Origin of the sequence: Clostridium sp. AF20-7 (assembly GCF_003479275.1) — a bacterium.
GTDB lineage: Bacteria > Bacillota > Clostridia > Lachnospirales > Lachnospiraceae > Otoolea > Otoolea fessa.
In genome coordinates this window covers 104,819-128,405 of sequence record NZ_QUGF01000004.1, presented here as the reverse complement: position 1 = coordinate 128,405, position 23,587 = coordinate 104,819, and the positions used below count along the sequence as shown (strand labels likewise).

The window sequence follows — 23,587 nt, the reverse complement described above, 5'->3', positions numbered from 1 at the left end:
TCATGTACCATTTTTTTGTGGAACCGCACCAGATCGGGGCGGAAGAAATCTGGATTGAGGGCGCGGATGTCAACCATATCCGCAATGTTCTGCGGATGAAGCCGGGCGAGGAGATCCTGATCAGCAGCCGTGAGGGCGGCGACTATTTCTGCCGCGTGGAAGAACTGGAACCAGAGTATGTTTCGGCAAAGATTCTGGAAGAATGGGAAAACAAAGAGCTTCCGGCGCGGATTCACCTGTTCCAGGGGCTTCCGAAGGGCGATAAGATGGAACTGATCATCCAGAAGGCGGTGGAGCTGGGGGCATACCGGGTGGTTCCGGTCAGCATGAAGCGCTCGGTTGTCAAGCTGGATGCGAAAAAAGCGGACGCGAAGAGAAAACGCTGGAATGCGGTTTCTGAGAGCGCCGCGAAGCAGTCCAAGCGCAGCCTTATCCCGGAGGTGGCGCCGCTTATGACCTACAAAGAGGCGGTCAAAGAGGTAGCCGGGTACGATATGGTTCTTCTGCCATATGAGTCGGCGGACGGCATCCGGAAAACGAGGGAACTGCTGGCGTCGGTCAAGCCGGGTACGGATATCGCCGTTTTCATCGGTCCGGAGGGCGGTTTTGAGGACGAAGAAGTCGAGCTTGCCAGGGAAAACGGGGCGGAGATCGTAACGCTTGGAAAGAGAATTTTGCGGACGGAGACGGCAGGCTTGTGTATGCTGTCGGCACTGATGCTGCAGTTGGAAGTGTAATTGGAAAATTACAAAGGGGATAGAGATAAAAATGGAAGCCTATTTTGATAATTCAGCGACCACCAAGGTGCTGGACTGCGTAAAGGATGCAGTCGTTGATGCAATGTGCGTCAACTACGGAAACGCGGCGGCGAAGCACAGAAAAGGTGTGGAAGCAGAAAATTTGATTCGCGAGGCAAAGAAGGCGATCGCGGATACACTGAAAGTGCAGGAGAAGGAGATTCTCTTTACTTCCGGCGGAACAGAGTCGAACAATACGGCGCTGATCGGCACGGCGCTGGCAAACCGCAGAGCCGGAAAACACCTTATCACGACCGGTGTGGAACATCCGTCGATCTACAATACGATGTCATTTCTGGAGGAGATGGGCTTTGAGGTGACCTATCTTCCGGTCGATCATCTGGGACATATTTCTCTGGAGGATCTGGAAAAAGCTATCCGCGAGGACACGATCCTGGTGTCTGTGATGTACGTCAATAACGAGGTCGGAGCAGTAGAGCCGATCGAGGCGATCAGCCAGTGCATCAAGAAGAAAAATCCGAAGACATTGTTCCATGTCGATGCGATCCAGGCATATGGAAAATATAAGATCCGTCCGAAAAAACAGGGAATTGACCTGCTTTCCGTCAGCGGACACAAGATCCATGCGCCGAAGGGCGTCGGATTCCTCTATATCCGCGACGGTGTCAAGATCCGCCCGATTCTGTTTGGCGGCGGCCAGCAGAAGGGCATGCGTTCCGGTACGGAAAATGTGCCGGGGTGTGTCGGACTCGGCGTGGCAGCACGCGAGGCGTACAAAGATTTTGATGCACGCATCGAAAAGCTGTATACACTCCGGGAGCACCTGATTGCGGGATTGAAACCGCTCGGCGGCGTCACCATCAACGGCAGTGAGAACCGCACCAACGCGCCGCAGATCGTCAGCGCCAGCTTTGAGGGCGTCCGCAGCGAGGTACTTCTCCATGCGCTGGAGGACAAAGGGGTTTATGTATCGTCCGGTTCCGCCTGCTCGTCCAATCATCCGGGCATCAGCGGTACTTTAAAGGGAATCGGCGTGAAAAAAGAACTTCTCGATTCGACGATCCGGTTCAGTCTGGGTGATCTGAATACCGAGGAAGAAGTAAACTATGCGATCGGCGTTCTGGGAGAACTGCTTCCGGTACTGCGCCGTTACCAGATGAAATAAAATGGCTGTTTAAAGAATGGCTGCTCAGTTTTTTTGCGGGAAAGCAGAAGAATGACAGCCTGTTGTAGAAAGGGAATTCCATGTTTCATACATTTTTGATTAAATATGCGGAGATTGGCCTGAAAGGTAAAAACCGCTATGTATTCGAGGACGCGCTGGTGTCCCACATCCATCACTCGTTAAAACGTCTTGATGGAAAATTTACCGTAACCAAGGAGGCAGGGCGTATCTATGCGACCGCAGCGGAAGAATTTGATTACGATGAGGTCATCGACGCACTGAAAAAGGTATTCGGTATTGCGGCGATCTGTCCGATGGTCCAGTTAGAGGACAACGGCTACGACGACCTGAAAGCGAAGATTGTTGAGTATGTGGACAAAGCATACCCAGATAAACACTTTACGTTCAAGGTAAACACCCGCCGTGCCAACAAACAGTATCCGCATACCTCCGAGGAAGTCAACCGCGATCTCGGTGAGGTCATCCTGGACGCATTCCCGGAGACAAAGGTAGATGTACACAATCCGGATGTTCTTTTAAATGTGGAACTGCGTGCAAAACGTATCAACGTATACTCTCTGGTGATTCCGGGACCGGGCGGTATGCCGGTCGGAACCAATGGACGCGCGATGCTGCTTTTATCCGGCGGTATCGACAGCCCGGTGGCAGGATACATGATCGCAAAACGCGGCGTTACCATCGAGGCAACCTATTTCCATGCGCCGCCATACACCAGCGACCGTGCAAAACAGAAAGTAGTCGATCTGGCAAAGCAGGTAGCAAAATACGCAGGTCCGATCAAATTAAACGTAGTCAATTTCACAGATATCCAGCTCTACATCTACGAGCAGTGCCCGCATGAGGAGCTGACGATTATCATGCGCCGCTACATGATGAAGATCGCGGAAGAGCTGGCGAAGAAAGACGACTGTCTCGGACTCATCACCGGCGAGAGCATTGGTCAGGTAGCATCCCAGACGGTTCATTCCCTGGCGGTTACCAATGCAGTCTGCACACTTCCGGTCTTCCGCCCGCTGATCGGTTTCGACAAACAGGATATCGTCGATATTTCTCTGAAAATTGGTACCTACGAGACATCGATCGAGCCGTATGAAGATTGCTGCACCATCTTCGTAGCCAAACACCCGGTTACCAAGCCGGTTCTGCACCTGATTGAAAAATCCGAGCGCAATCTGGAAGAGAAGATAGATGCGCTGGTAAAAGAGGCGATCGATACGGTTGAGGTTATCCGGTGCTAGTCATATATAAAAAAGAATGTGCCTTGGCACATTCGGGCGTCTCGCGCGGTCGCTTGCGACAGTTTTTTGCTTCGCGCGAGTGCGCATCCTCGCGGAGTGTTTTTTCATAGGACGCAGTTCTCTATGAAAAAAAAGAACCGCTGCAAAGCGAGTTGCTTAACAGCGGTTTTTTTCGTTTCAAACAGAACCATCTCGATCGTTCTAATGGTTGCTATACAATGTACGGAGCCAGTGTCGTTAAGATCTCATCGATCTGGTTCTCAGAATGGATGTTTAAATCGATCGGTTTAGACAGATCCAGACTGAAGATACCCATGATGGATTTAGCGTCAATCACATAACGTCCGGAAACAAGGTCAAAATCTACGTCGAACTTCGCTAAGTCGTTGACGAAGGATTTAACTTTATCGATCGAGTTTAAAGAAATACGAACTGTTTTCATGAAAAAAACCTCCTCTATCTACAATAATACTTTTATACTACAAAGTAATCTGACAAAAGTCAAGAGAGGATTCAATTTAAAGGAGATAAAAATGAGAAAAGCGGCATTCCACAATCTGGGCTGCAAGGTGAACTCATATGAGACGGAAGCCATGCAGCAGCTCTTAGAGGATGCAGGATATGAGATTGTGCCGTTCCGGGAAGGAGCGGATGTTTATATTATCAACACGTGTTCCGTGACGAATGTTGCCGACCGGAAATCGCGCCAGATGCTGCACCGGGCAAAGAAAATGAACCCGTCGGCGGCTGTTGTGGCGGTCGGCTGTTATGTGCAGGCAGCAGGCGCGGAGCTGAAAAAAGATGAGGCGGTCGATCTGATCGTCGGCAATAACCAGAAAAAAGATCTGGTACAGATCCTGGATGATTATTTTGCAGATCACGAAAACAGCGGTGAGATTCTGGATATCGGACATTCACAGGAATACGAAGAACTCCATATCCGCCGGATTGCTGACCATACGCGTGCCTTTATCAAGGTACAGGACGGCTGCAACCAGTTTTGCAGCTATTGTATTATACCATATACGAGAGGACGCGTCCGCAGCCGCCGCCCGGAGGACATCGAGCACGAGGTGCGCGGGATTGCGGAAGCCGGATACAAGGAAATTGTCTTGACAGGTATCCATTTAAGCTCCTATGGTGTCGATTTCAAGGATGAGCAGCAAGAAAATCTGCTGACTTTAATCAAACGTCTCGACCAGATTCCGGGCATTGAGCGCCTGCGCCTCGGTTCTCTTGAACCACGTATCGTAACCCGCGAATTTGCCAAAGAGCTGGCGAGGCTGCGGACCATCTGCCCGCACTTCCATCTGTCACTCCAGAGTGGCTGTGACGCGACTTTAAAGCGCATGAACCGCCGCTACAACGCTGCTGAATATCAGGCGTGCTGTGAAATTCTGCGGGAAGAATTTGACAATCCGGCGATCACGACCGATGTCATCGTAGGATTCCCGGGCGAGACCGAAGAAGAATTTGCCGAAACAGAACGCTTCTTAAAAGCGATCCATTTCTATGAAATGCATATATTCAAATACTCCCGCCGCGCAGGCACCCGTGCCGCCGATATGCCGGATCAGGTACCAGAAGGAATCAAATCCGTCCGCAGCGATATCCTGCTGGCACTGGAAAAACAGCAGTCCTTAGAATACCGCGGGCGCTTTCTCGGAACCGAAGAAGAAATCCTTCTCGAAGAACCAATCGAGATTGACGGAACCAAATACATGATGGGACACACCCGCCAGTATGTCAAAGGTGCCGTGCCATACGAAGAAGGATTGAAAAATAAGACGGTGAAGGGAATCTTCACGAAGGCACTGAATGAAGAGGTGCTTTTACTGGAAAAAGAATAAAAGACAGAAAACGAAAAAACCAATGATACCCCCAAGATGGGATTCATTGGTTTTTTACATACATATAAAATTAAAAAAAATGACATAAATAGAATATATCGGCTTAACAAATTAATCAGTAAGCAATCAATGAACCCCAACGAGATCCTTAATAACTTCCCCAGCAATAATCAGTCCCACTACTGACGGTACAAAAGAGATACTCCCCGGAATCTGCCGTCTGGCGGTACAGCTGCGTGCGGTTCCCGGCGGGCAGACACAGTGGGAACCGCAGGAGATAGCCATATCATCCACCGGCGTCAGTGGTTTTTCTTTCGAATAAACCACTTTCAGCTTCTTGATCCCGCGTTTTTTCAGCTCCCGCCGCATGACCTTCGCGAGAGGACAAACAGAGGTTTTATTAATATCGGTCACCTCAAAAGCGGTCGGATCCAGTTTGTTTCCGGCGCCCATCGAGCTGATGATCGGCGTGTGGGTTTCTTCCGCCTGTTCCACCAGAAGCAGCTTTCCCGTCACGGTGTCGATTGCGTCGATCACGTAGTCATACTGGGAAAAATCAAATTCCTTCGCGGTATCCGGCATATAGAATGTCTTGTAGGTGTGGACAACTGCATGTGGATTGATGGATTTGATGCGTTCCTCAGCGACATCAACCTTGTACTTTCCGATGGTGGAGGTGGTTGCGATGATCTGGCGGTTGATGTTGGTTAAGCAGACCTTGTCATCGTCGATGAGATCAAGCGTGCCGACACCGCTGCGCGCGAGGGCCTCCACCGCATAGCCGCCGACTCCGCCGATGCCGAAGATGGCAACGCGTGCTTTTGATAAACGCTCCATGGCATCCCTGCCGAGGAGAAGTTCCGTTCGTGAAAATGAATTTAACATATGATACTCCCTTGTAATATATTCTGTCAGTAGCTTCACAGTCACAACTGTGCTATACTAAATAGTAGCAGGCTCTGTTTCTGAACGTTTTTTACCCATCAGTTCGGTATTTTATTGTAAAGGTGCGGTCTGCGTTTGTCAAGAAAGACATGAAGAAACGTAACAAAGTGTGCAAATAATCGTTACTGTTCACGGGTAGGCACTTTTGGAACCGAAAGTGCCGTAAGAAAACGTAGTGGAAGCAGGAATTTGCCGTATTTAAATGCGAATCCACGGCAAATTCCGTTACTGGGCACGTATGCGTGAACAGTAACAAATAATCAAAAAAGGGTTGACAGATATTGCATAAAGTGATAATATACCTACTAAGCTGATAGGAAAAAGAAAAGGAGTGAAGATCATGAAAGCAGTCAATGGTTTTGGGATGAATATGATGTGTTGCAGCAATGTTTGTATTTGTATGGATCGATGTTGTTGTCGCATTTGTGTACGCGAAAACCAGAAAGCTGGACTTCGGTAAGCGGGGTTTCCGGGGAAAACGGGTTTCGTGAATCTTTTTATTCATAAGGGTTAAGGATATAGAAAGAGCGCATCCGCGTACACAGAAAAACAAGCAGGACAGGCGGCAGAAAAGCTGGATTGGACGGGTGGGAAATGTGTATAGAGGATGGGCTCTTTTCGCATTTTAAACTTCTTTTGGAGCGAGTTTTTCAAATTGGAAATGAGTTCTGGAAAAAAGAAGAATCTATAGAAATCTATAAAAATTAAAAAATATAAAAATCATCACAGATATTAGGAGGAAATCATCATGGCAAACATTTATAAGGGAACACTGGGGCTGGTAGGAAACACACCGTTAGTTGAGGTTGTGAATGTTGAGAAAGCGCTGGGACTGGAAGCAACGGTTCTGGTAAAATTGGAGTATTTAAACCCGGCTGGAAGCGTGAAGGATCGTATTGCAAAAGGCATGATTGAGGATGCAGAGAAGAGAGGTGTCCTGAAAGAGGGTTCTGTCATCATCGAGCCGACTTCCGGCAATACCGGTATCGGTCTGGCGTCCATCGCAGCAGCGAAGGGATATCGCATCATCCTGACGATGCCGGAGACGATGAGCGTGGAGCGCCGCAACATTCTGAAAGCGTACGGTGCAGAGATTGTCCTGACTGAGGGTGCAAAGGGCATGAAGGGCGCGATCGAGAAGGCAGAAGAGCTGGCAAAAGAGACACCGGGCAGCTTCTTAGCCGGTCAGTTTGTCAATCCGGTCAATCCGGCGGTTCACAGAGCAACCACTGGTCCGGAGATCTGGAATGATACCGACGGAAAGGTTGATATCCTGATCGCAGGTGTTGGTACCGGCGGAACTCTGACAGGTACCGGCGAATACTTAAAATCCCAGAACCCGAATGTGAAAGTCGTAGCGCTGGAGCCAGCTTCATCCCCGGTATTAAAGACAGGCAAGGGCGGCGCACACAAGATTCAGGGTATCGGCGCCGGATTTGTGCCGGATGTATTGAACACTAAGATTTATGATGAGATTTTCGAGGCGGAGAATGAGGATGCATTTGCGGCAGCAAAACTTCTGGCACACAAAGAGGGCATCTTAGTCGGTATTTCCTCCGGCGCAGCCCTGCATGGTGCGATTGAGCTGGCAAAACGCCCGGAAAATAAGGGGAAAACCATCGTAGCGATTCTTCCGGACAGCGGTGACCGCTATTATTCCACACCACTCTTTACAGAGGACTAAGAGACTAATTATAAGAGACTAATTATAGAAATAGGACTTCCCAGAATGCAGGGAGAGTGTTATAATTGACAGAAAATGAGTGACTGGTTACGTGCGCGTGAACGGTAACAAAACAGCAGAAAAACACAGGACCCGTTTGTTTGGCAGAGCACTGTCAGCGCGGATCCTGTGCTTTTGTTTCATTTCATGAGAATTGTGGTTACTGTACACAGGTAGGTACATTTTTTACATTCTTTTTCTTAAAGAGGATTTTGCAGATAACGGATACAGGAGAATATACAATGAAAACGATTACGATTGAGGAGCTGGAAGCGTTAAAGGATGCGGAGAAGACGATCGTGGACATCCGCCCGCAGGACCAGTATATGCGCGGAACTTTTCCGGGGGCGGTAAGCCTCCCGGCGTCCCGGCTGGAAGAGCAATATGAGGAAGAAACAGCCAGGTTAGACAAAATGCATCCAGTGTACGTGATGTGCCATACCGGTGAGAAGAGTCAGGAGTGGGTGCGTCGTCTGACCGGAGACGGATTTGACGCGGTCAATGTGGAGGGTGGTTACCGTGCGTGGCTGCGCCTCTCCCTGTCCCGCTTCGTAGGCGGAGAATCCGAGGCGGATCGAGAGGAAAAACGGGCGAGAATTGAGCAGAGTATTATAAAAAAATTCCGCAAGCCGATCTGGCGGGCGTTTACGCGGGCGCTCAACACCTACGACCTGATTCAGGAGGGCGACAAGATCGCAGTCTGTATCTCCGGTGGCAAGGATTCCATGCTGATGGCGAAACTTTTACAGGAATTGAAAAAACATGGAAAATTCCAGTTTGAAACCGTTTTTCTAGTGATGAATCCGGGCTACAATGCGGATAACTGGAAGATCATCCAGGACAATGCGAAACTTCTCGGCATTCCGCTGACGGTATTTGAGAGCGATATTTTTGACACGGTGGCGACGATCGAACAGAATCCGTGCTACCTCTGTGCCAGAATGCGACGCGGTCACCTCTATGCACAGGCGAAAGCGCTGGGCTGCAATAAAATTGCGCTGGGGCATCATTTTGATGATGTGATCGAGACGATCCTCATGGGAATGCTGTACAGCGGCAAGATTGAGACGATGATGCCGAAGCTGCACAGCCAGAATTTCGAGGGCATGGAGCTGATCCGCCCGATGTACCTTATCAAGGAAGATGCGGTCAAGGCGTGGCGTGATTACAACGGACTGCAGTTTATACAGTGCGCGTGCCGTTTTACTGAAAATTGCGTGAGCTGCGGAGGCGGACGTGGTTCCAAGCGCGATGAGATGAAGGAATTGATCGCCCATTTCCGCAAGGAGAGCGACGTGATCGAGAAAAATATCTTTAAGAGTGTCCACAATATCAACTTAAAGACTGTGATCGGTTACCACAAGGACGATTGGACGTACAATTTCCTGGATGATTATAATGATAAAAAATAACTTGCCGAATGGGGTAAAGTAGAGTAAAATAAAAAAGAGTAGTTTACCTGCACGCATGGATCCGCAGAGTGACAGAGCGCGGCGGGTATTTAAAAGGACGTGAAGACAAAATGGGTGATATCAGCAATACACAGTTTTTTAGAGCAGTACAGGAAGAGAAGAAGCTGGAGGCAAGCCAGGTTCTGGAACAGGTATATACAGCGCTGACGGAGAAGGGTTACAACCCGATCAATCAGATTGTAGGATATATTATGTCTGGAGATCCGACCTATATTACCAGCCACAAGAGTGCCAGAAGCCTGATTATGAAGGTAGAGCGTGACGAAATTCTGGAAGAGCTTGTGAAGGTATATATTGAGACGAAGCTTCAGTAAAGAGTGGATGCAGCACGGCAATTAAAAAGCGGAAGAGTAAACAGCTGGCGACAACAGTCCAATATCTGACGGGCTGCCAGCTTGTTTTGTTATGGAGAAAATAGAATATGAGAATTATGGGGCTTGATTTTGGATCGAAGACCACGGGAGTGGCAATCAGCGATCCGTTAAGCATTACAGCACAGGGGATTGAGACGATCACACGGAAGGATGAGAACAAACTTCGCCAGACCTGCGCCCGGATTGAAGAGCTGATCCGGGAATACGAGGTTGGGACGATTGTTTTGGGGTATCCTAAAAATATGAATAATACGCTGGGAGAGCGCGTTGAAAAGACGCTGGCATTTAAAGAGATGCTGGAACGGCGGACGAACCTTCCGGTCGTTATGTGGGACGAGCGCCTGACGACGAATGCGGCGGAGCAGATCCTGATCGAGAGTGGAGTGCGCCGGGAAAACCGGAAGAGCGTGATTGATAAGATTGCGGCAGTATTGATTTTGCAGGGATATTTGGATTTACAGGCACAAGGAAAAGCGGAAGAATAAATTATCAGTGATAAAAATCAATGATTGAAAATAAAGAATAGAAGGAGAATCATAGAATGGGAAACCTGGATTCAATGTTAGATGAACTGAATAATATGGAAAACAGCATCACGCTGAGGGATGAGAACGGCGAGGAAGTGAAGCTGTATGTCCTGGAAGAGACAAAGTTAAATGGCGAGTCCTATCTGCTGGCAAGTGATACGAAGGACGGCGATGGAGAGTGCTATCTGTTGAGAGATACATCAAAGCCGGAGGATGCAGAAGCAGCTTACGAATTTGTGGACGATGATGGAGAACTGGAGTATATGTCCAAGGTGTTTGCGGAGCTGATGAGCGATCTGGGCGTTGATATCGAATAAAAATCTAAAAATCGAATTTTTGGAGGTGCATTGATTGAAAAAGGAAACAAATCATAATAAGGTAAAGATCATACCGCTCGGTGGTCTGGAACAGATCGGTATGAATATGACTGCCTTCGAATATGAAGACAGCATTATTGTAGTAGACTGCGGTATGGCATTTCCGAGCGACGATATGCTGGGAATCGATCTGGTTATCCCGGATGTATCCTATTTAAAGAACAACATTGACAAAGTCAAGGGCTTTGTGATCACGCACGGACATGAGGACCATATCGGCGCGCTGCCGTATGTACTCCGCGATGTTCCGGCACCGGTATACGGCACCAAACTGACGATCGGACTGATTGAGAATAAATTAAAAGAGCATAATATGATGAAGACCGTCCGCCGCAAGGTCGTAAAGCACGGACAGTCCATCAATCTCGGATGTTTTCGGATTGAGTTCATCAAGACGAACCACAGTATCGCAGATGCATCGGCGCTTGCGATCTTCTCCCCGGCTGGCATTATCGTCCACACCGGCGACTTCAAGATCGATTACACACCGGTATTCGGCGAACCGGCGGATCTGCAGCGTTTTGCCGAGCTTGGAAAGAAAGGCGTGCTGGCGCTGATGTGCGACAGTACCAACGCGATCCGTCCGGGATTTACGATGTCGGAGCGCACCGTCGGCAAGACCTTTGATTCGATTTTTGCAGAGCACAAGAACAACCGGATCATCGTTGCGACGTTTGCTTCCAACGTAGACCGTGTCCAGCAGATCATCAATACGGCATACCACTATGGACGTAAGGTAGTGGTCGAGGGCCGAAGCATGGTCAATGTCATCGGCACGGCGAGCGAACTTGGATACATTAATATTCCGGAAAATACACTGATCGACATTGAACATCTGAAAAATTATAAGAAAGAGGATACCGTCCTTATCACGACCGGCAGCCAGGGCGAGTCTCTGGCGGCACTGTCCCGTATGGCGGCAGACCTGCACAAGAAGGTTTCGATTATGCCGGGCGACGTGGTTATTTTAAGTTCCACCCCGATTCCGGGCAATGAGAAAGCCGTTGCAAGAGTTATCAATGAGCTGTCGATGAAGGGCGCAGAGGTTATCAACCAGGATACCCACGTATCCGGACATGCCTGCCAGGAGGAGATCAAGCTGATGTACTCCTTAATTCGTCCGAAATTCTCGATTCCGGTACACGGTGAGTACCGCCACCTGATGGCGCAGCGCAACCTGGCAATCTCAATGGGCATTCCGAAGGAAAATGTCATCCTGATGCGCTCAGGTGATGTGATCGAGATCGGGGACGAGGGCTACCGTGTTGCCGACCATGTACAGGCGGGCGGCATCCTGGTCGATGGCCTGGGCATCGGTGATGTCGGAAATATCGTTCTGCGCGACCGCCAGAACCTGGCACAGAACGGTATCATTATCGTGGTACTGACGCTGGAGAAATACAGCAACCAGCTTTTAGCGGGACCGGATATCGTGTCCCGAGGTTTCGTCTATGTGCGTGAGTCCGAGGATCTGATGGAAGAGGCACAGAGAATCGTGGATGAAGCCGTACAAGGCTGTCTTGAGAAGCACGTGAGCGACTGGGGCAAGATCAAGAACATTATCCGCGACAGCCTGAGTGATTTCCTATGGAAGAAGATGAAGAGAAATCCGATGATTCTTCCGATCATCATGGAAGTGTAGAAGACTGCAAAAGCAGCACGGAGGTGGCATATGAGCCGGACATCTGGGGAACCCCATATCGCAGTATCAATTCTGGACAGTGTGTTCCGGATCGTTTTTCTGGTACTGACACTGTTTCTGCTCTATGAGGGCGCAACGAAGGGCTACTGGCTGGGGCATGAGATATTTAAACCGACCGCAGTTGAGGCAGAGCCGGGAAGAATGAGAACGGTTACCATCGAGGAAAGCGAAAGCACCTCCGAGGCAGGCGAAGCGCTGGAACGCGTCGGTTTGATTAGGAGCCGCGTGGTCTTTGTGCTGCAGGCAAAGATTTATGAATACAAGATATATCCGGGAACCTATCAGTTCAGCACCGCCCAGACTTCTCTGGAGATGCTGAAGGAGATGGATGAGGCGGCAGCTTCTGCCGCCAGCCCGGAGGAGGATAAAAGTGATAGTAAATGACAGAATTACCGCCTATATCCAGTCGTTGGACGCGGGCAACGGACCGCTGCTCGACTCGATAGAGGAAGAAGCGCTGGCTGACTGCGTGCCGATCATCCGCAGGGAGACCTCCGCATTTCTGAAAACACTGATTGCTCTCAAGCGCCCGCAGTCGATTCTGGAGGTAGGAACGGCTGTGGGCTATTCGGCTTTACTGATGAGCCGTGTGATGCCGGAAAACTGCCGGATCACGACGATTGAGAAGTACGAAAAAAGAATACCGATTGCCAAGCGCAATTTTGAAAGGGCAGGAAAAGAGCCGTGCATTACTTTACTGGAAGGCGATGCGGAAGAGATACTGGGGACGCTTTCCGGCCCTTATGATTTTATATTTATGGATGCGGCTAAGGGGCAGTATATGCACTGGCTGCCTCAGATTTTGCGTCTGCTGCCGTCCGGCGGCGTTCTTCTGTCGGACAATGTCTTACAGGACGGCGATATCGTGGAATCCCGCTATGCGGTCGAGCGCCGCAACCGGACGATCCACACGCGGATGCGCGATTATTTATATGAACTGACACACATGAAAGAATTTGAGACGTCTGTCATTCCGATCGGGGATGGCGTGGCGTTAAGTGTAAAGCGATAAAAGAAAGGAAAAACATGAGAAAACTGGAACTTTTAATCCCGGCGGGCAGCCTGGACGTCCTCAAGACGGCGGTCCTTTACGGAGCCGATGCGGTCTATCTGGGCGGCGAGGCGTTTGGTCTGCGGGCAAAGGCGAAGAATTTTACGAACGAAGAGATCAAAGAGGGCATTGCGTTCGCCCATGAGCGCGGCGTCAAAGTATATATTACAGCAAATATTTTTGCACATAATGATGATTTAGCCGGTGTGGAAGAATATTTCACAGAACTGAAAGAAATCAAGCCGGATGCGCTGATTATTTCCGATCCGGGTGTTTTTGAGATTGCCAGACGCATTCTCCCGGAGATGGAGATCCATATCAGCACACAGGCAAATAATACAAACTACGGGACGTTCCTTTTCTGGTATAAACAGGGCGCGAAGCGCGTGGTAACGGCGCGGGAGCTGTCCTTGAAGGAGATTCGCGAGATCCGCGAACATATTCCGGAGGATATGGAGATCGAGAGCTTCATCCACGGAGCGATGTGCATTTCCTATTCAGGACGATGTCTTCTCAGCAATTTTCTGACGGGGCGCGACGCGAACCAGGGCGCCTGTACTCATCCGTGCCGCTGGAAATATGCGGTGGCGGAGGAGACAAGACCGGGCGAGTGGATGCCGGTCTATGAAAATGAGCGCGGCAGCTATATTTTCAACTCCCGCGACCTGTGCATGATTGAGCACATTCCGGAGATGGTCGAAGCAGGAATCGACAGCTTCAAGATCGAGGGACGCATGAAGACAGCACTCTATGTGGCAACCGTGGCGAGAACCTACCGAATCGCAATCGACGATTATCTGGAAAGCCCGGAAAAATACCAGTCCAAGATGGAGTGGTATAAGAGTGAGATCCGCAAATGTACCCACCGGGAATACATCACTGGATTTTATTTCCATAAACCGGGTACCGAGTCGCAGGTATACGGAAGCAATACTTATGTAAAACCGTACACCTATCTGGGAACGGTCGGCGCTGTGCGCGGGGATGGCCTGGTTCATCTGGAGCAGAAGAATAAATTCAGCGTGGGAGAGACGATCGAGATCATGAAGCCGGACGGACGTAACCTGCGTGTGGAAGTGAAAGGCATCTTTACTGAGGATGGAACCGCGCAGGAGAGCGCACCGCACCCGAAGCAGCAGCTCTGGGTAGACTTAGGCGGTATGGCAAAGCCGCAGGATATCCTGCGGCGTGAGGACGAAGCGCTGGATTTGTAAAGGTGCGGCTGGATGGACATCAGGAGGATGACAGATGGTTTGGTTTTTAGGAGGAACGGCGGTCCTGTGCCTGTTATATTATATCATAATTGTTATTTATTCAGGTGTTTCGACTTCGTTTGCCTTGATCTGGCCCTGCTTGGCGATCTTTTTGGGACTTCTGGCGGCTGGATGGTGGTTTGGCAGCCAGCATGAGGGCAGAATCCCCGTGTGGATCGGCGTTTCCGTCGGGACAGTATGTGCGGCGGGATTTCTGATTCTGGTGATCACGGAGGTTTTGATCGGCTGGAGCGCCATTACGGCGACGGGACAGCCGGCGGACTATGTGATCGTGCTGGGAGCACGTGTGCGCGGCACCAAGATCAGCAATTCCCTAAAGCAGCGTCTGGATCGGGCGATCGAGTATTCGGAGGAATATCCGAACACGGTTCTGGTGCTTTCCGGCGGAAAAGGTCCGGGCGAGGAGATCAGCGAGGCGCGGGCGATGTACGAATATTTACAGTACAACGGGATTCCGGAGGATAAGCTGCTGATTGAAGACCAGTCCTCCGACACGGTGCAGAACATCGAGTTCAGCCGGACGGTGATCGACCGGCAGGAATACAACAAGGCGCAGGCGGCGCGGGCACACCTGATGGAGTTTTACCGTGAGCGCCCGGACGGCGATACCATCCGGATCGGGATTCTGACGAGCAATTACCATGTGTTCCGGGCGGAGGCGATCGCGCGCAGACAGGAGATCGAGCCGGTCGGTGTGGCAGCTGCGTGCGACCCGGTGCTGGCGGTGCACCTGTGGCTGCGGGAGGCATTTGCCGTACTAAAAGACAAATTTATGGGAAGACTGTAAAAAAAGAAGAAAAAAAGGTGCGATTCAACGTTACTGGTCACGTATGCGTGAACAGTAACGATTCAACAGATGTCTGTATGCGCTGTGGAATCGTTTTAGAGAAAGGAAAGACAGCATGACAGTAAAAGATTTGAAGAGCTATCAGATCCTGAACGAAAAATACGTAAAAGAGCTGAATTCCGAGGGGATTCTTCTGGAACATAAGAAGACGGGAGCGAGAGTGTTCCTGCTCTCGAATGACGATGAGAATAAGGTATTCTGCATCGGATTCCGCACCCCGCCATCTGACAGCACGGGTGTGCCGCATATCATGGAGCACAGTGTTTTGTGCGGTTCGGCGAAATTTCCGGTCAAGGATCCGTTTGTAGAGCTGGTGAAGGGCTCCTTAAATACCTTCTTAAACGCGATGACCTACCCGGATAAGACGGTATACCCGGTTGCAAGCTGCAACGACAAGGATTTCCAGAACCTGATGGACGTCTATATGGACGCGGTTCTGCATCCGAATATCTATAAAGAAGAGAAGATTTTCCGCCAGGAGGGCTGGCATTACGAGATGGAGTCGGCGGACAGCCCGATCACGGTAAACGGTGTCGTTTACAATGAGATGAAGGGTGCATTTTCCTCCCCGGAGGGCGTGCTTGATCGCTACACGCAGAACACGCTTTACCCGGATACCTGCTATACGCATGAGTCTGGCGGCGCCCCGGAGGTTATCCCGGAGCTGACCTATGAGGATTTCCTGAATTTCCACCGCAAATTCTACCATCCGTCCAACAGCTTTATCTATCTGTACGGAAATATGGATATGGCAGAGAAGCTGGACTGGCTGGATCGTGAGTATTTAAGCCACTATGACCGTCAGCCGGTGGATTCTGAAATTCACTACCAGAAGCCGTTTGACGCGCCGAAGGACCGTGAGATCTTCTATCCGATCACTGAGGATGAGCCGGAGGATCACGCAACCTACCTGTCGGTTAATACGGTGGTGGGCGACGATCTCGACCCGATTCTCTACATGGCATTTCAGATCCTGGAGTATGTGCTTTTGGATGCGCCGGGCGCCGTTTTAAAGAAAGAACTCATCAGCGCCGGGATTGGCCAGGATATCCTGGGAAGCTATGAAAATGGTATTTTACAGCCATATTTTTCTGTCATTGCGAAAAATGCGGATGGCAGCCAGAAAGAGGCATTTTTAAAGACTGTCAAGGGAACGCTTAAGAAGCTGGCAGATGATGGCATCAACCAGAAGAGCCTGATGGCGGGCATCAACTACTATGAATTCCGCAGCCGTGAGGCGGATTTCGGCAACGCGCCGAAAGGATTGATGTACGGCTTGCAGTGCTTAGATAGCTGGCTGTACGGCGGCGATCCGCTGATGCACCTGGAATATGAGGAGACATTTGCATTCCTCAAAAAAGCAGCAAAGGAAGGATATTTTGAAGAACTGATCCGCAAATATCTCTTAGATAACCCGTTTGAGGCGGTGATCACGGTCAGCCCGAAGCGGGGACTGACGGCGATCGAGGATGAGAAGCTGCGTGAAAAGCTGGAAGCATATAAGAAGAGCCTGGGCGCGGAGGAGATTCAGGCGATCGTGGATGGCACGAAAGAGCTGAAAGAGTATCAGGACACCCCGTCCCCGAAGGAAGATTTAGAGAAGATTCCGCTGTTGAAACGCTCAGATATCCGCAAAGAGGCGGAGAAATTTATCCTGACCGAGCGCGAGATTGGCGGAACCAAGGTGCTGGCACATGAGCTCTTTACCTCAGGCATCGGTTATCTGCGCGTGATGTTCCGTACCGACCATGTACCGTCCAGGGATCTGCCGTATGTGGGACTTTTGAAAGCAGTGCTTGGATTTGTCGATACGACGAAACACACATACAGCGATTTGTCGGATGAGATCAACTTAAATACCGGCGGTATCACGCTCAGCGTCAGCTCCTATGCGGACAGCCGGAAACAGGGCGCGTTTACCGGTATTTTTACCGCGAGTGCCCGGGTGCTGTGCGAGAAGCTGGACTTCGGATTTTCAGCGATCGCGGAGATTCTGCTTGATTCAATCCTTGATGATGAGAAACGTCTCGGCGAGATTGTGGCGGAGACGAAATCGAAGAGCCAGATGCGTTTAAATCAGGCGGCACATTCAGCGGCAGTGATGAGAGCCAGCTCCTATTTTTCGGCAGAATCGGCATTTGACGACTGCACGGGCGGAATCGGCTTCTACCAGTTCCTTGAAGAGACGGCAAAGCACTTTGAGGAGAAAAAGGGCGAGGTGATCGCGAAATTAAAAGAGACGGCGGCACGTCTGTTTACGAAAGAAAATATGCTGATAAGCTACACGGCAGCAGCCGACGATCAGGCAGGGCTTGAAGCAGCGCTTCCGCTTTTAAAAGAACGTCTTCCACAGGGCGACGGAACCGTTTATCCGTTTGAGTGGAAAAAAGAGAACTTAAACGAGGGCTTCATGACCTCCTCCCAGGTCAATTATCTGGCGCGCTGCGGCAATTTCGTGGAGAAAGGGCTGGCATACAAGGGCACGCTGCGGACGCTGAAAGTCATTCTCGGATATGATTATCTGTGGATCAATGTCCGTGTCAAGGGCGGCGCTTACGGCGTCATGAATGGAGCCGGACGGTTTGGCGACAGCTATTTCGTTTCCTACCGCGATCCGAACCTGCGCGAGACGAATGAGGTTTACGAGGGCATCGTGCCGTATCTGGAGCAGTTTGAGGCAGACGAGCGTGATATGACGAAATTCGTGATTGGAACCATCAGCGACCTTGATGCGCCGCTTCTGCCGCCGTACAAAGGCATTCGCGCCGACGCGGCCTGGTTTACCGGCGTGACGGATGCGATGGTTCAGAAAGAGAGAGACGAGATCCTGGCAGTTACCCCGGAGGATATCCGGGAGCTGGCGCCGATTATCAGGGCAGTGCTCAGTGAGCAGAGCATCTGTGCGATTGGAAATGCAGAAAAAGTCAAGGCAAATCAGGATCTGTTTAAGACGGTGAAGAATCTGTTTAACTAAACAAAATGCAAGTGAAAGGAAACAAGATGGCAAATACAGATACAAAAGAGTTTAAATCTGGCTTTGTGACCCTGATCGGGCGTCCGAATGTCGGCAAATCTACGCTGATGAACCACCTGATCGGACAGAAGATCGCGATCACATCTGAGAAGCCGCAGACGACCCGGAACCGTATCCAGACGGTTTACACAGACGAGCGCGGACAGATCATTTTTCTGGACACACCGGGTATCCACAAGGCGAAAAACAAGCTGGGCGAGTACATGGTCAATGTCGCAGAGAATACGTTAAAAGAGGTTGACGTGATTCTCTGGCTGGTAGAGCCGACCACCTTCATCGGGGCAGGCGAGCGTCACATTGCAGAGCAGCTTTCGAAGATCAAGACGCCGGTCATTCTGGTTATTAATAAAATTGATACGGTCAAATCGAAGGAAGAGATTCTGACCTTTATCGCGGCATATAAGGATATTTTGAATTTTGCGGAGATTATCCCGGTTTCGGCTCTCAAAGAGATGAATATCGAGGATGTCAAGAGCAGTATTTTTAAATATCTCCCGGCAGGTCCGCAGTTTTACGATGAGGATACCGTCACCGACCAGCCGATGCGCCAGATCGCAGCGGAGCTGATCCGCGAGAAAGCGCTTCGGATGCTGGACGACGAGATCCCGCACGGCATTGCAGTTGTCATCGACCAGATGAAAGAGCGCCCAAACGGCATCATCGACGTGGATGCAACGATCGTGTGCGAGCGCGATTCCCACAAGGGCATCATCATCGGAAAAGGCGGATCGATGTTAAAACGTATCGGAACCGCTGCCCGGATGGAAATTGAAAATCTGATGGACACGAAGGTCAACCTGAAACTCTGGGTTAAAGTGCGCCGGGAGTGGAGAGACAGCGATATGTATATGAAGAATTACGGATATAACCCGAAAGAAATTTAAGTGAGGGAAGGAAGGGCTGCATGCGAGATTTGATACAGACAACCGGAATGGTGCTTTATGCAGCCCCGGTCGGTGAATTTGATAAACGTCTGATTCTCCTGACGGGAGACCGCGGAAAAATCACGGCATTTGCCCGCGGGGCGAAGCGCACTGGAAGTTTGCTGCGTGCGGCAAGCCGGCCTTTCGCATTTGGAACCTTCACACTTTCTGAGACGCGGGATGCCTACAATCTTTATGGCGCGGAGATCGAAAACTATTTCGAGGGACTTGAACAGGACGTTGAGTGCGCCTGCTACGCCTCCTATTTTGCTGAATTCGCCGAATACTTCGGAAGAGAAGGTCTGGAGGCAAGAGAAATGCTGCGATTACTCTACCAGTCCTTCCGTGCCCTCCTAAAACCCGCACTCCCCAACAAACTTGTACAGCGTATCTTCGAGTTAAAAATCATGGTCATCAACGGCGAATACACCGAAGATCCACCCCTGCGCGCCGGAGACTCCGCACGCTACGCCTGGCAGTACGTCATCTACGCGCCGATCGAGAAGTTGTATACATTTCTTCTGAAAGAAGATGCATTTGCACAATTTGCGGCGAATGTGGAGCGGAATAAGAGGGCGTATGTAGATAAAAGTTTTCACTCATTGGAGATATTGCAGACGATTACATAACATACAACTATCCAGGGAGGAGCTGTTTATATGCCAGAAGCCAAATTCCACCAGAAAATCGCCTGGTTCAATTTCATCTGCTGCCTCATGGTCATCTGGACGCATTCCGGCAACGCGGATCTGTTTTTCCCGGAACTGGGGCAGGACGCACCGTGGTGGCATTTCCAGTACCCGGTCATGCAGGAAATTCTGCGGGTGGACATCCCATGCTTTATCATGCTGTCTGCCTACCTGTTCTACCGGAACTTCACGATGAAGCGGCTGGGAGAAAAATTAAATAAACGTCTGCATTCGCTTCTGGTTCCGTACCTGCTCTGGAATACTATCTACTACGTGGCGTACGTGGCGGCGAGCCGGATTCCGGGACTGCAGACGATCGCTAACCGGACGGATCTGGTGATTACGCCGTCGGGCGCATGGCAGGCGATCACCAAGTACACCTTCAATCCGGTGTTCTGGTTCATGTACCAGATCATCCTGCTGGTGCTGCTGGCACCGGTGCTGTATCTGTTTCTGAAAAATATCTGGACCGGCGCGGCATTTCTGCTGGTGCTGCTTGTGGCACTTTTCAAGGGGGTGGCGCTGCCGGAGCTGAATCTGGACGCCCTGATTTATTATTCCTTTGCCGCCTATGCGGCGCTGCACGGGAGAAAATGGGCGGAGGCGGTATGGTCGTGGAAGCGGGCGGCACTGGGGGTGTGCCTGCTGGCAGTGGGAATCGTGCTCAGCAGGAGCTATTATACCCACTATTTTGTGCCGGGAATCGTTCTCTACCAGCTTCTGGCAGTCATCGGTATCTGGATGATGGTAAACGAGCGCTGGCTGGGAGAAGTCAGACCGTTTATGACCTGCACCTTTTTTATCTATGCGACGCACTTTGTGGTGGTCCGTTTCCTCAATAAGGCGGCGGCGCTGCTATTTCCGGGCAGCCAGCTGGTTTCGATGTTTATGTATGTGTGTATGCCGCTGCTTGCAGTGACACTCTGTTATCAGGCGGCGCGCGTGTTGCGGAGGTACCGTCCGGATATCTGGAAGACCCTGAATGGGGGACGCTGACAAAAAGCAGGATTTACGGTTGAAAGGCAGGTATCTCTGGAAACGGAAGTGCGAGTATGCGTTTTTTCAGGTCCAAGTCTTGAAAATACATAGAAAAGCAGGTATACTATAAAAACTTGGTTGTAGGAGCATTTTTGCGCTTGGGAGGAAGAGCAATGAAAAAAAGAGGATTTCTTCTGGCAGCGTGTACCGTGGGTGTGATGCTGTCCGGCTGTGGCTCACGGGAAACCGCCTTTTCCCCTTCGGAGAGCTGCGTATATGTGGCAAAAGACGGGGCGCTGTCGAGTGCTCTGGTGGAGCAGACCGGCGGTATTTCGGTCGATGAGAATGAATTAAAGCAGTATTTAGAGACGGCAGTGATTCATTTTAATGAAGAAAAAGGCGCCGGGGCGCTGGCACAGAACCAGAAAAATGCCGAGAGACTGCCGGCAGCATTGAAAAGTGTGAAGGCGGGAAAAGACACGGTGACTGCGATCTTTGATTATGCTTCCTTTGAAGATCTGAAAGCATTCGGAGAGACGAATGACAATGAGGACACCAGCAACTCCCTGACGGCGCTGGAGGCAAAGCCGCTTTCGGAGGCGATTGCCGATGGATGGTTTTCCGAGGGTGAGCTGGTAAAAGCGGATGGAAGCGAAGCCGGAACGGATACGGTTCAGAATGAAAAGAGCGGCATGGCAGTCCGGAGCGAGGGCGGTGCGACGCTGATGGTCGGCGGAAAAGTGCTTTACCGCAGTTCGAATACCGAGTTAAAAGACGATTCAACCGTCAGTCTGCCGGAAACAGGCACGGCTTATGTGATTTTTAAAAGATAAAAACAGAATGATTGTTAAATTCGTCCATCTGCCAGATATCGAAAGAAGAGGCGGGGACGGGTACAATGATAAATGAATCAGGAGGACAAGACAAATGGAAAAGACGATGGACAAAATCGTGGCGCTCGCAAAATCAAGAGGATTTGTATATCCGGGTTCTGAGATTTACGGCGGCCTTGCCAATACATGGGACTACGGCAATCTGGGCGTAGAACTGAAAAACAATGTAAAACGTGCATGGTGGCAGAAATTTATTCAGGAAAGCCCGTACAACGTAGGTGTAGACTGTGCGATCCTTATGAACTCCCAGACATGGGTGGCATCCGGACATCTGGGCGGCTTCTCTGACCCGCTGATGGACTGCAAGAGCTGTAAAGAGCGTTTCCGTGCAGATAAGCTCATCGAGGACTATATGGCAGAGCACAACATCGAGATCGAGGGTTCTGTAGACGGCTGGTCCCAGGAGCAGATGAAACAGTACATCGATGACAACAACATCTGCTGTCCGAGCTGCGGCAAGCATGATTTCACCGACATTCGTCAGTTTAACCTGATGTTCAAGACCTTCCAGGGCGTTACCGAGGATGCCAAAAATACTGTATACCTGCGTCCGGAGACTGCACAGGGTATCTTTGTAAACTTCAAAAACGTACAGAGAACCTCCCGCAAGAAGATCCCGTTTGGTATCGGTCAGATCGGTAAATCGTTCCGTAACGAGATCACACCGGGTAACTTTACTTTCCGTACCAGAGAGTTCGAGCAGATGGAGCTTGAGTTCTTCTGTGAACCGGGAACCGACCTTGAGTGGTTTGCATACTGGAAACAGCACTGCATCGACTGGCTGCAGACACTTGGCATCAAGCCGGACGAGATGCGCGCGCGTGACCATTCTCCGGAAGAACTGTGCTTCTACAGCAAGGCGACGACCGATCTGGAATTTCTGTTCCCGTTCGGATGGGGCGAGCTGTGGGGTATCGCAGACCGTACCGATTACGATCTGACCCAGCATCAGAACACATCCGGTCAGGATATGACCTACTTTGACGATGAGAAGAAGGAGAAATACATCCCGTACGTTATCGAGCCGTCCCTGGGTGCTGACCGTGTGACGCTGGCATTCCTGTGTGCAGCTTACGATGAGGAGGAGATCGGCGAGGGCGATGTGAGAACCGTTCTTCACTTCCATCCGGCGATTGCACCGGTTAAGATCGGTGTGCTTCCGCTGTCCAAGAAGCTTAACGAGGGAGCAGAGAAGATCTACGCAGAGCTTTCCAAGTACTACAACTGCGAGTTCGATGACAGAGGAAACATTGGTAAGCGTTATCGTCGTCAGGATGAGATCGGTACTCCGTTCTGCATCACCTATGACTTCGAATCCGAGACTGACCAGGCTGTTACCATCCGTGACCGTGATACCATGGAGCAGGTACGTGTGCCGATCGCTGAGTTAAAGAACTACTTTGAGGATAAGTTCCGTTTCTAATTATTTAATATAGACAAAAAAGCAGAAACCATATTCCGGGATACAGGAGGTGGTTTCTGCTTTTTGTGTTAGAGAGGGCTTGTGACATTTTTGGCATTTTGCAAAGAACGAAATTTATTTTGGGGCAGATTAGGCACTGTTCTGGATAGTCATCTTATTTAATATTCGCGAAAATTACAAAAAAATATATATTGATCGAAAAAAAGTTGGAAAGAATTCAAAAAAACTCTTTACTAGACCGCAGTTTATGTTATAATATTCACGATGGCTTTTATCTTTCACATAAATACAAATATGTGAATGTAAAACATAAACGAGTATAG

The 23,587-nt window shown here is 50.2% G+C and carries 22 protein-coding genes; 20 read left to right on the top strand and 2 right to left on the bottom strand.

All coding sequences use genetic code 11. The features are described from left to right. Positions 1-2: 2 nt before the first annotated feature. The 3 genes from DWX68_RS05065 (at position 3) to thiI (ending at position 3,182) form a co-directional block, all read left to right on the top strand. On the top strand, positions 3-737 hold the full coding sequence (locus tag DWX68_RS05065) for a 16S rRNA (uracil(1498)-N(3))-methyltransferase (protein WP_118628765.1): 735 nt from the start codon (positions 3-5) through the stop codon (positions 735-737). A gap of 31 nt (positions 738-768) precedes the next feature. After that, positions 769-1,923, top strand: a complete 1,155-nt coding sequence (locus DWX68_RS05060; RefSeq protein WP_118628764.1) for a cysteine desulfurase family protein — start codon at positions 769-771, stop codon at positions 1,921-1,923. An 80-nt stretch (positions 1,924-2,003) separates the two neighbouring features. Further along, positions 2,004-3,182, top strand: a complete 1,179-nt coding sequence (gene thiI, locus DWX68_RS05055; RefSeq protein ID WP_117795086.1) for a tRNA uracil 4-sulfurtransferase ThiI — start codon at positions 2,004-2,006, stop codon at positions 3,180-3,182. Positions 3,183-3,393: 211 nt separating this feature from the next. On the opposite strand, the gene DWX68_RS05050 is transcribed toward thiI, so the two are convergent. Continuing rightward, positions 3,394-3,624 carry an HPr family phosphocarrier protein gene (locus tag DWX68_RS05050; RefSeq protein WP_022359725.1) on the bottom strand — a complete coding sequence of 77 codons (231 nt, stop codon included), beginning with the start codon at positions 3,622-3,624 and terminating at the stop codon, positions 3,394-3,396. A gap of 91 nt (positions 3,625-3,715) precedes the next feature. Here DWX68_RS05050 and mtaB point away from each other — a divergent pair, with 91 nt between their 5' ends. Then, on the top strand, positions 3,716-5,032 hold the full coding sequence (gene mtaB / locus DWX68_RS05045; RefSeq protein ID WP_118628763.1) for a tRNA (N(6)-L-threonylcarbamoyladenosine(37)-C(2))-methylthiotransferase MtaB: 1,317 nt from the start codon (positions 3,716-3,718) through the stop codon (positions 5,030-5,032). Positions 5,033-5,158: 126 nt separating this feature from the next. Here mtaB and DWX68_RS05040 read toward each other — a convergent pair whose 3' ends face one another. Then, on the bottom strand, positions 5,159-5,917 hold the full coding sequence (locus DWX68_RS05040; protein ID WP_118628762.1) for a tRNA threonylcarbamoyladenosine dehydratase: 759 nt from the start codon (positions 5,915-5,917) through the stop codon (positions 5,159-5,161). 808 nt (positions 5,918-6,725) lie between these two features. Between DWX68_RS05040 and cysK the strand changes: the two genes are divergently transcribed. The 16 genes from cysK to DWX68_RS04960 all read left to right on the top strand — a co-directional run bounded on the left by cysK (position 6,726) and on the right by DWX68_RS04960 (position 23,264). After that, positions 6,726-7,661, top strand: a complete 936-nt coding sequence (cysK, locus tag DWX68_RS05035; RefSeq protein WP_107001595.1) for a cysteine synthase A — start codon at positions 6,726-6,728, stop codon at positions 7,659-7,661. Positions 7,662-7,942: 281 nt separating this feature from the next. Next, entirely contained in the window at positions 7,943-9,112 is a 1,170-nt protein-coding gene (locus DWX68_RS05030; protein WP_118628761.1) for an ATP-binding protein, read from the top strand. A gap of 110 nt (positions 9,113-9,222) precedes the next feature. Beyond that, entirely contained in the window at positions 9,223-9,486 is a 264-nt protein-coding gene (locus DWX68_RS05025; protein WP_022359731.1) for an IreB family regulatory phosphoprotein, read from the top strand. Between the two features lie 107 nt (positions 9,487-9,593). Next, positions 9,594-10,031 (top strand): Holliday junction resolvase RuvX, encoded by a 438-nt coding sequence (ruvX, locus tag DWX68_RS05020; protein WP_117795092.1) that lies wholly within the window; start codon positions 9,594-9,596, stop codon positions 10,029-10,031. A 56-nt stretch (positions 10,032-10,087) separates the two neighbouring features. Beyond that, positions 10,088-10,390, top strand: a complete 303-nt coding sequence (locus DWX68_RS05015) for a DUF1292 domain-containing protein (protein ID WP_107001592.1) — start codon at positions 10,088-10,090, stop codon at positions 10,388-10,390. Positions 10,391-10,424: 34 nt separating this feature from the next. Continuing rightward, positions 10,425-12,092, top strand: coding sequence for a ribonuclease J (locus DWX68_RS05010; protein WP_118628760.1), 1,668 nt, complete (start codon positions 10,425-10,427; stop codon positions 12,090-12,092). 30 nt (positions 12,093-12,122) lie between these two features. Further along, on the top strand, positions 12,123-12,536 hold the full coding sequence (locus DWX68_RS05005) for an aminodeoxychorismate lyase (protein WP_118628759.1): 414 nt from the start codon (positions 12,123-12,125) through the stop codon (positions 12,534-12,536). After that, the gene (locus tag DWX68_RS05000; protein ID WP_022359735.1) at positions 12,523-13,164 is read left to right on the top strand and encodes an O-methyltransferase; all 642 of its coding nucleotides are present in this window, start codon (positions 12,523-12,525) and stop codon (positions 13,162-13,164) included. The genes DWX68_RS05005 and DWX68_RS05000 overlap by 14 nt, the downstream gene beginning before the upstream one ends. Before the next feature lie 14 nt (positions 13,165-13,178). Next, entirely contained in the window at positions 13,179-14,417 is a 1,239-nt protein-coding gene (locus DWX68_RS04995) for a U32 family peptidase (RefSeq protein ID WP_118467416.1), read from the top strand. Positions 14,418-14,451: 34 nt separating this feature from the next. Continuing rightward, complete coding sequence (locus DWX68_RS04990; RefSeq protein ID WP_107001589.1) at positions 14,452-15,264, top strand: YdcF family protein; 813 nt, start codon at positions 14,452-14,454, stop codon at positions 15,262-15,264. Between the two features lie 115 nt (positions 15,265-15,379). After that, positions 15,380-18,298, top strand: a complete 2,919-nt coding sequence (locus tag DWX68_RS04985; RefSeq protein WP_118628758.1) for an insulinase family protein — start codon at positions 15,380-15,382, stop codon at positions 18,296-18,298. A gap of 26 nt (positions 18,299-18,324) precedes the next feature. After that, a complete protein-coding gene (era, locus tag DWX68_RS04980; RefSeq protein ID WP_022359739.1) occupies positions 18,325-19,242 on the top strand; it encodes a GTPase Era in 918 nt (305 codons plus the stop codon). Positions 19,243-19,262: 20 nt separating this feature from the next. Continuing rightward, positions 19,263-19,910 carry a DNA repair protein RecO gene (gene recO, locus DWX68_RS04975; protein WP_022359740.1) on the top strand — a complete coding sequence of 216 codons (648 nt, stop codon included), beginning with the start codon at positions 19,263-19,265 and terminating at the stop codon, positions 19,908-19,910. Between the two features lie 30 nt (positions 19,911-19,940). Beyond that, a complete protein-coding gene (locus DWX68_RS04970) occupies positions 19,941-20,966 on the top strand; it encodes an acyltransferase (protein ID WP_118522400.1) in 1,026 nt (341 codons plus the stop codon). 155 nt (positions 20,967-21,121) lie between these two features. Further along, positions 21,122-21,781 carry a hypothetical protein gene (locus DWX68_RS04965; RefSeq protein ID WP_107001586.1) on the top strand — a complete coding sequence of 220 codons (660 nt, stop codon included), beginning with the start codon at positions 21,122-21,124 and terminating at the stop codon, positions 21,779-21,781. Between the two features lie 94 nt (positions 21,782-21,875). Next, positions 21,876-23,264 (top strand): glycine--tRNA ligase, encoded by a 1,389-nt coding sequence (locus DWX68_RS04960; protein ID WP_118522402.1) that lies wholly within the window; start codon positions 21,876-21,878, stop codon positions 23,262-23,264. The last annotated feature ends 323 nt before the right edge of the window (positions 23,265-23,587 follow it).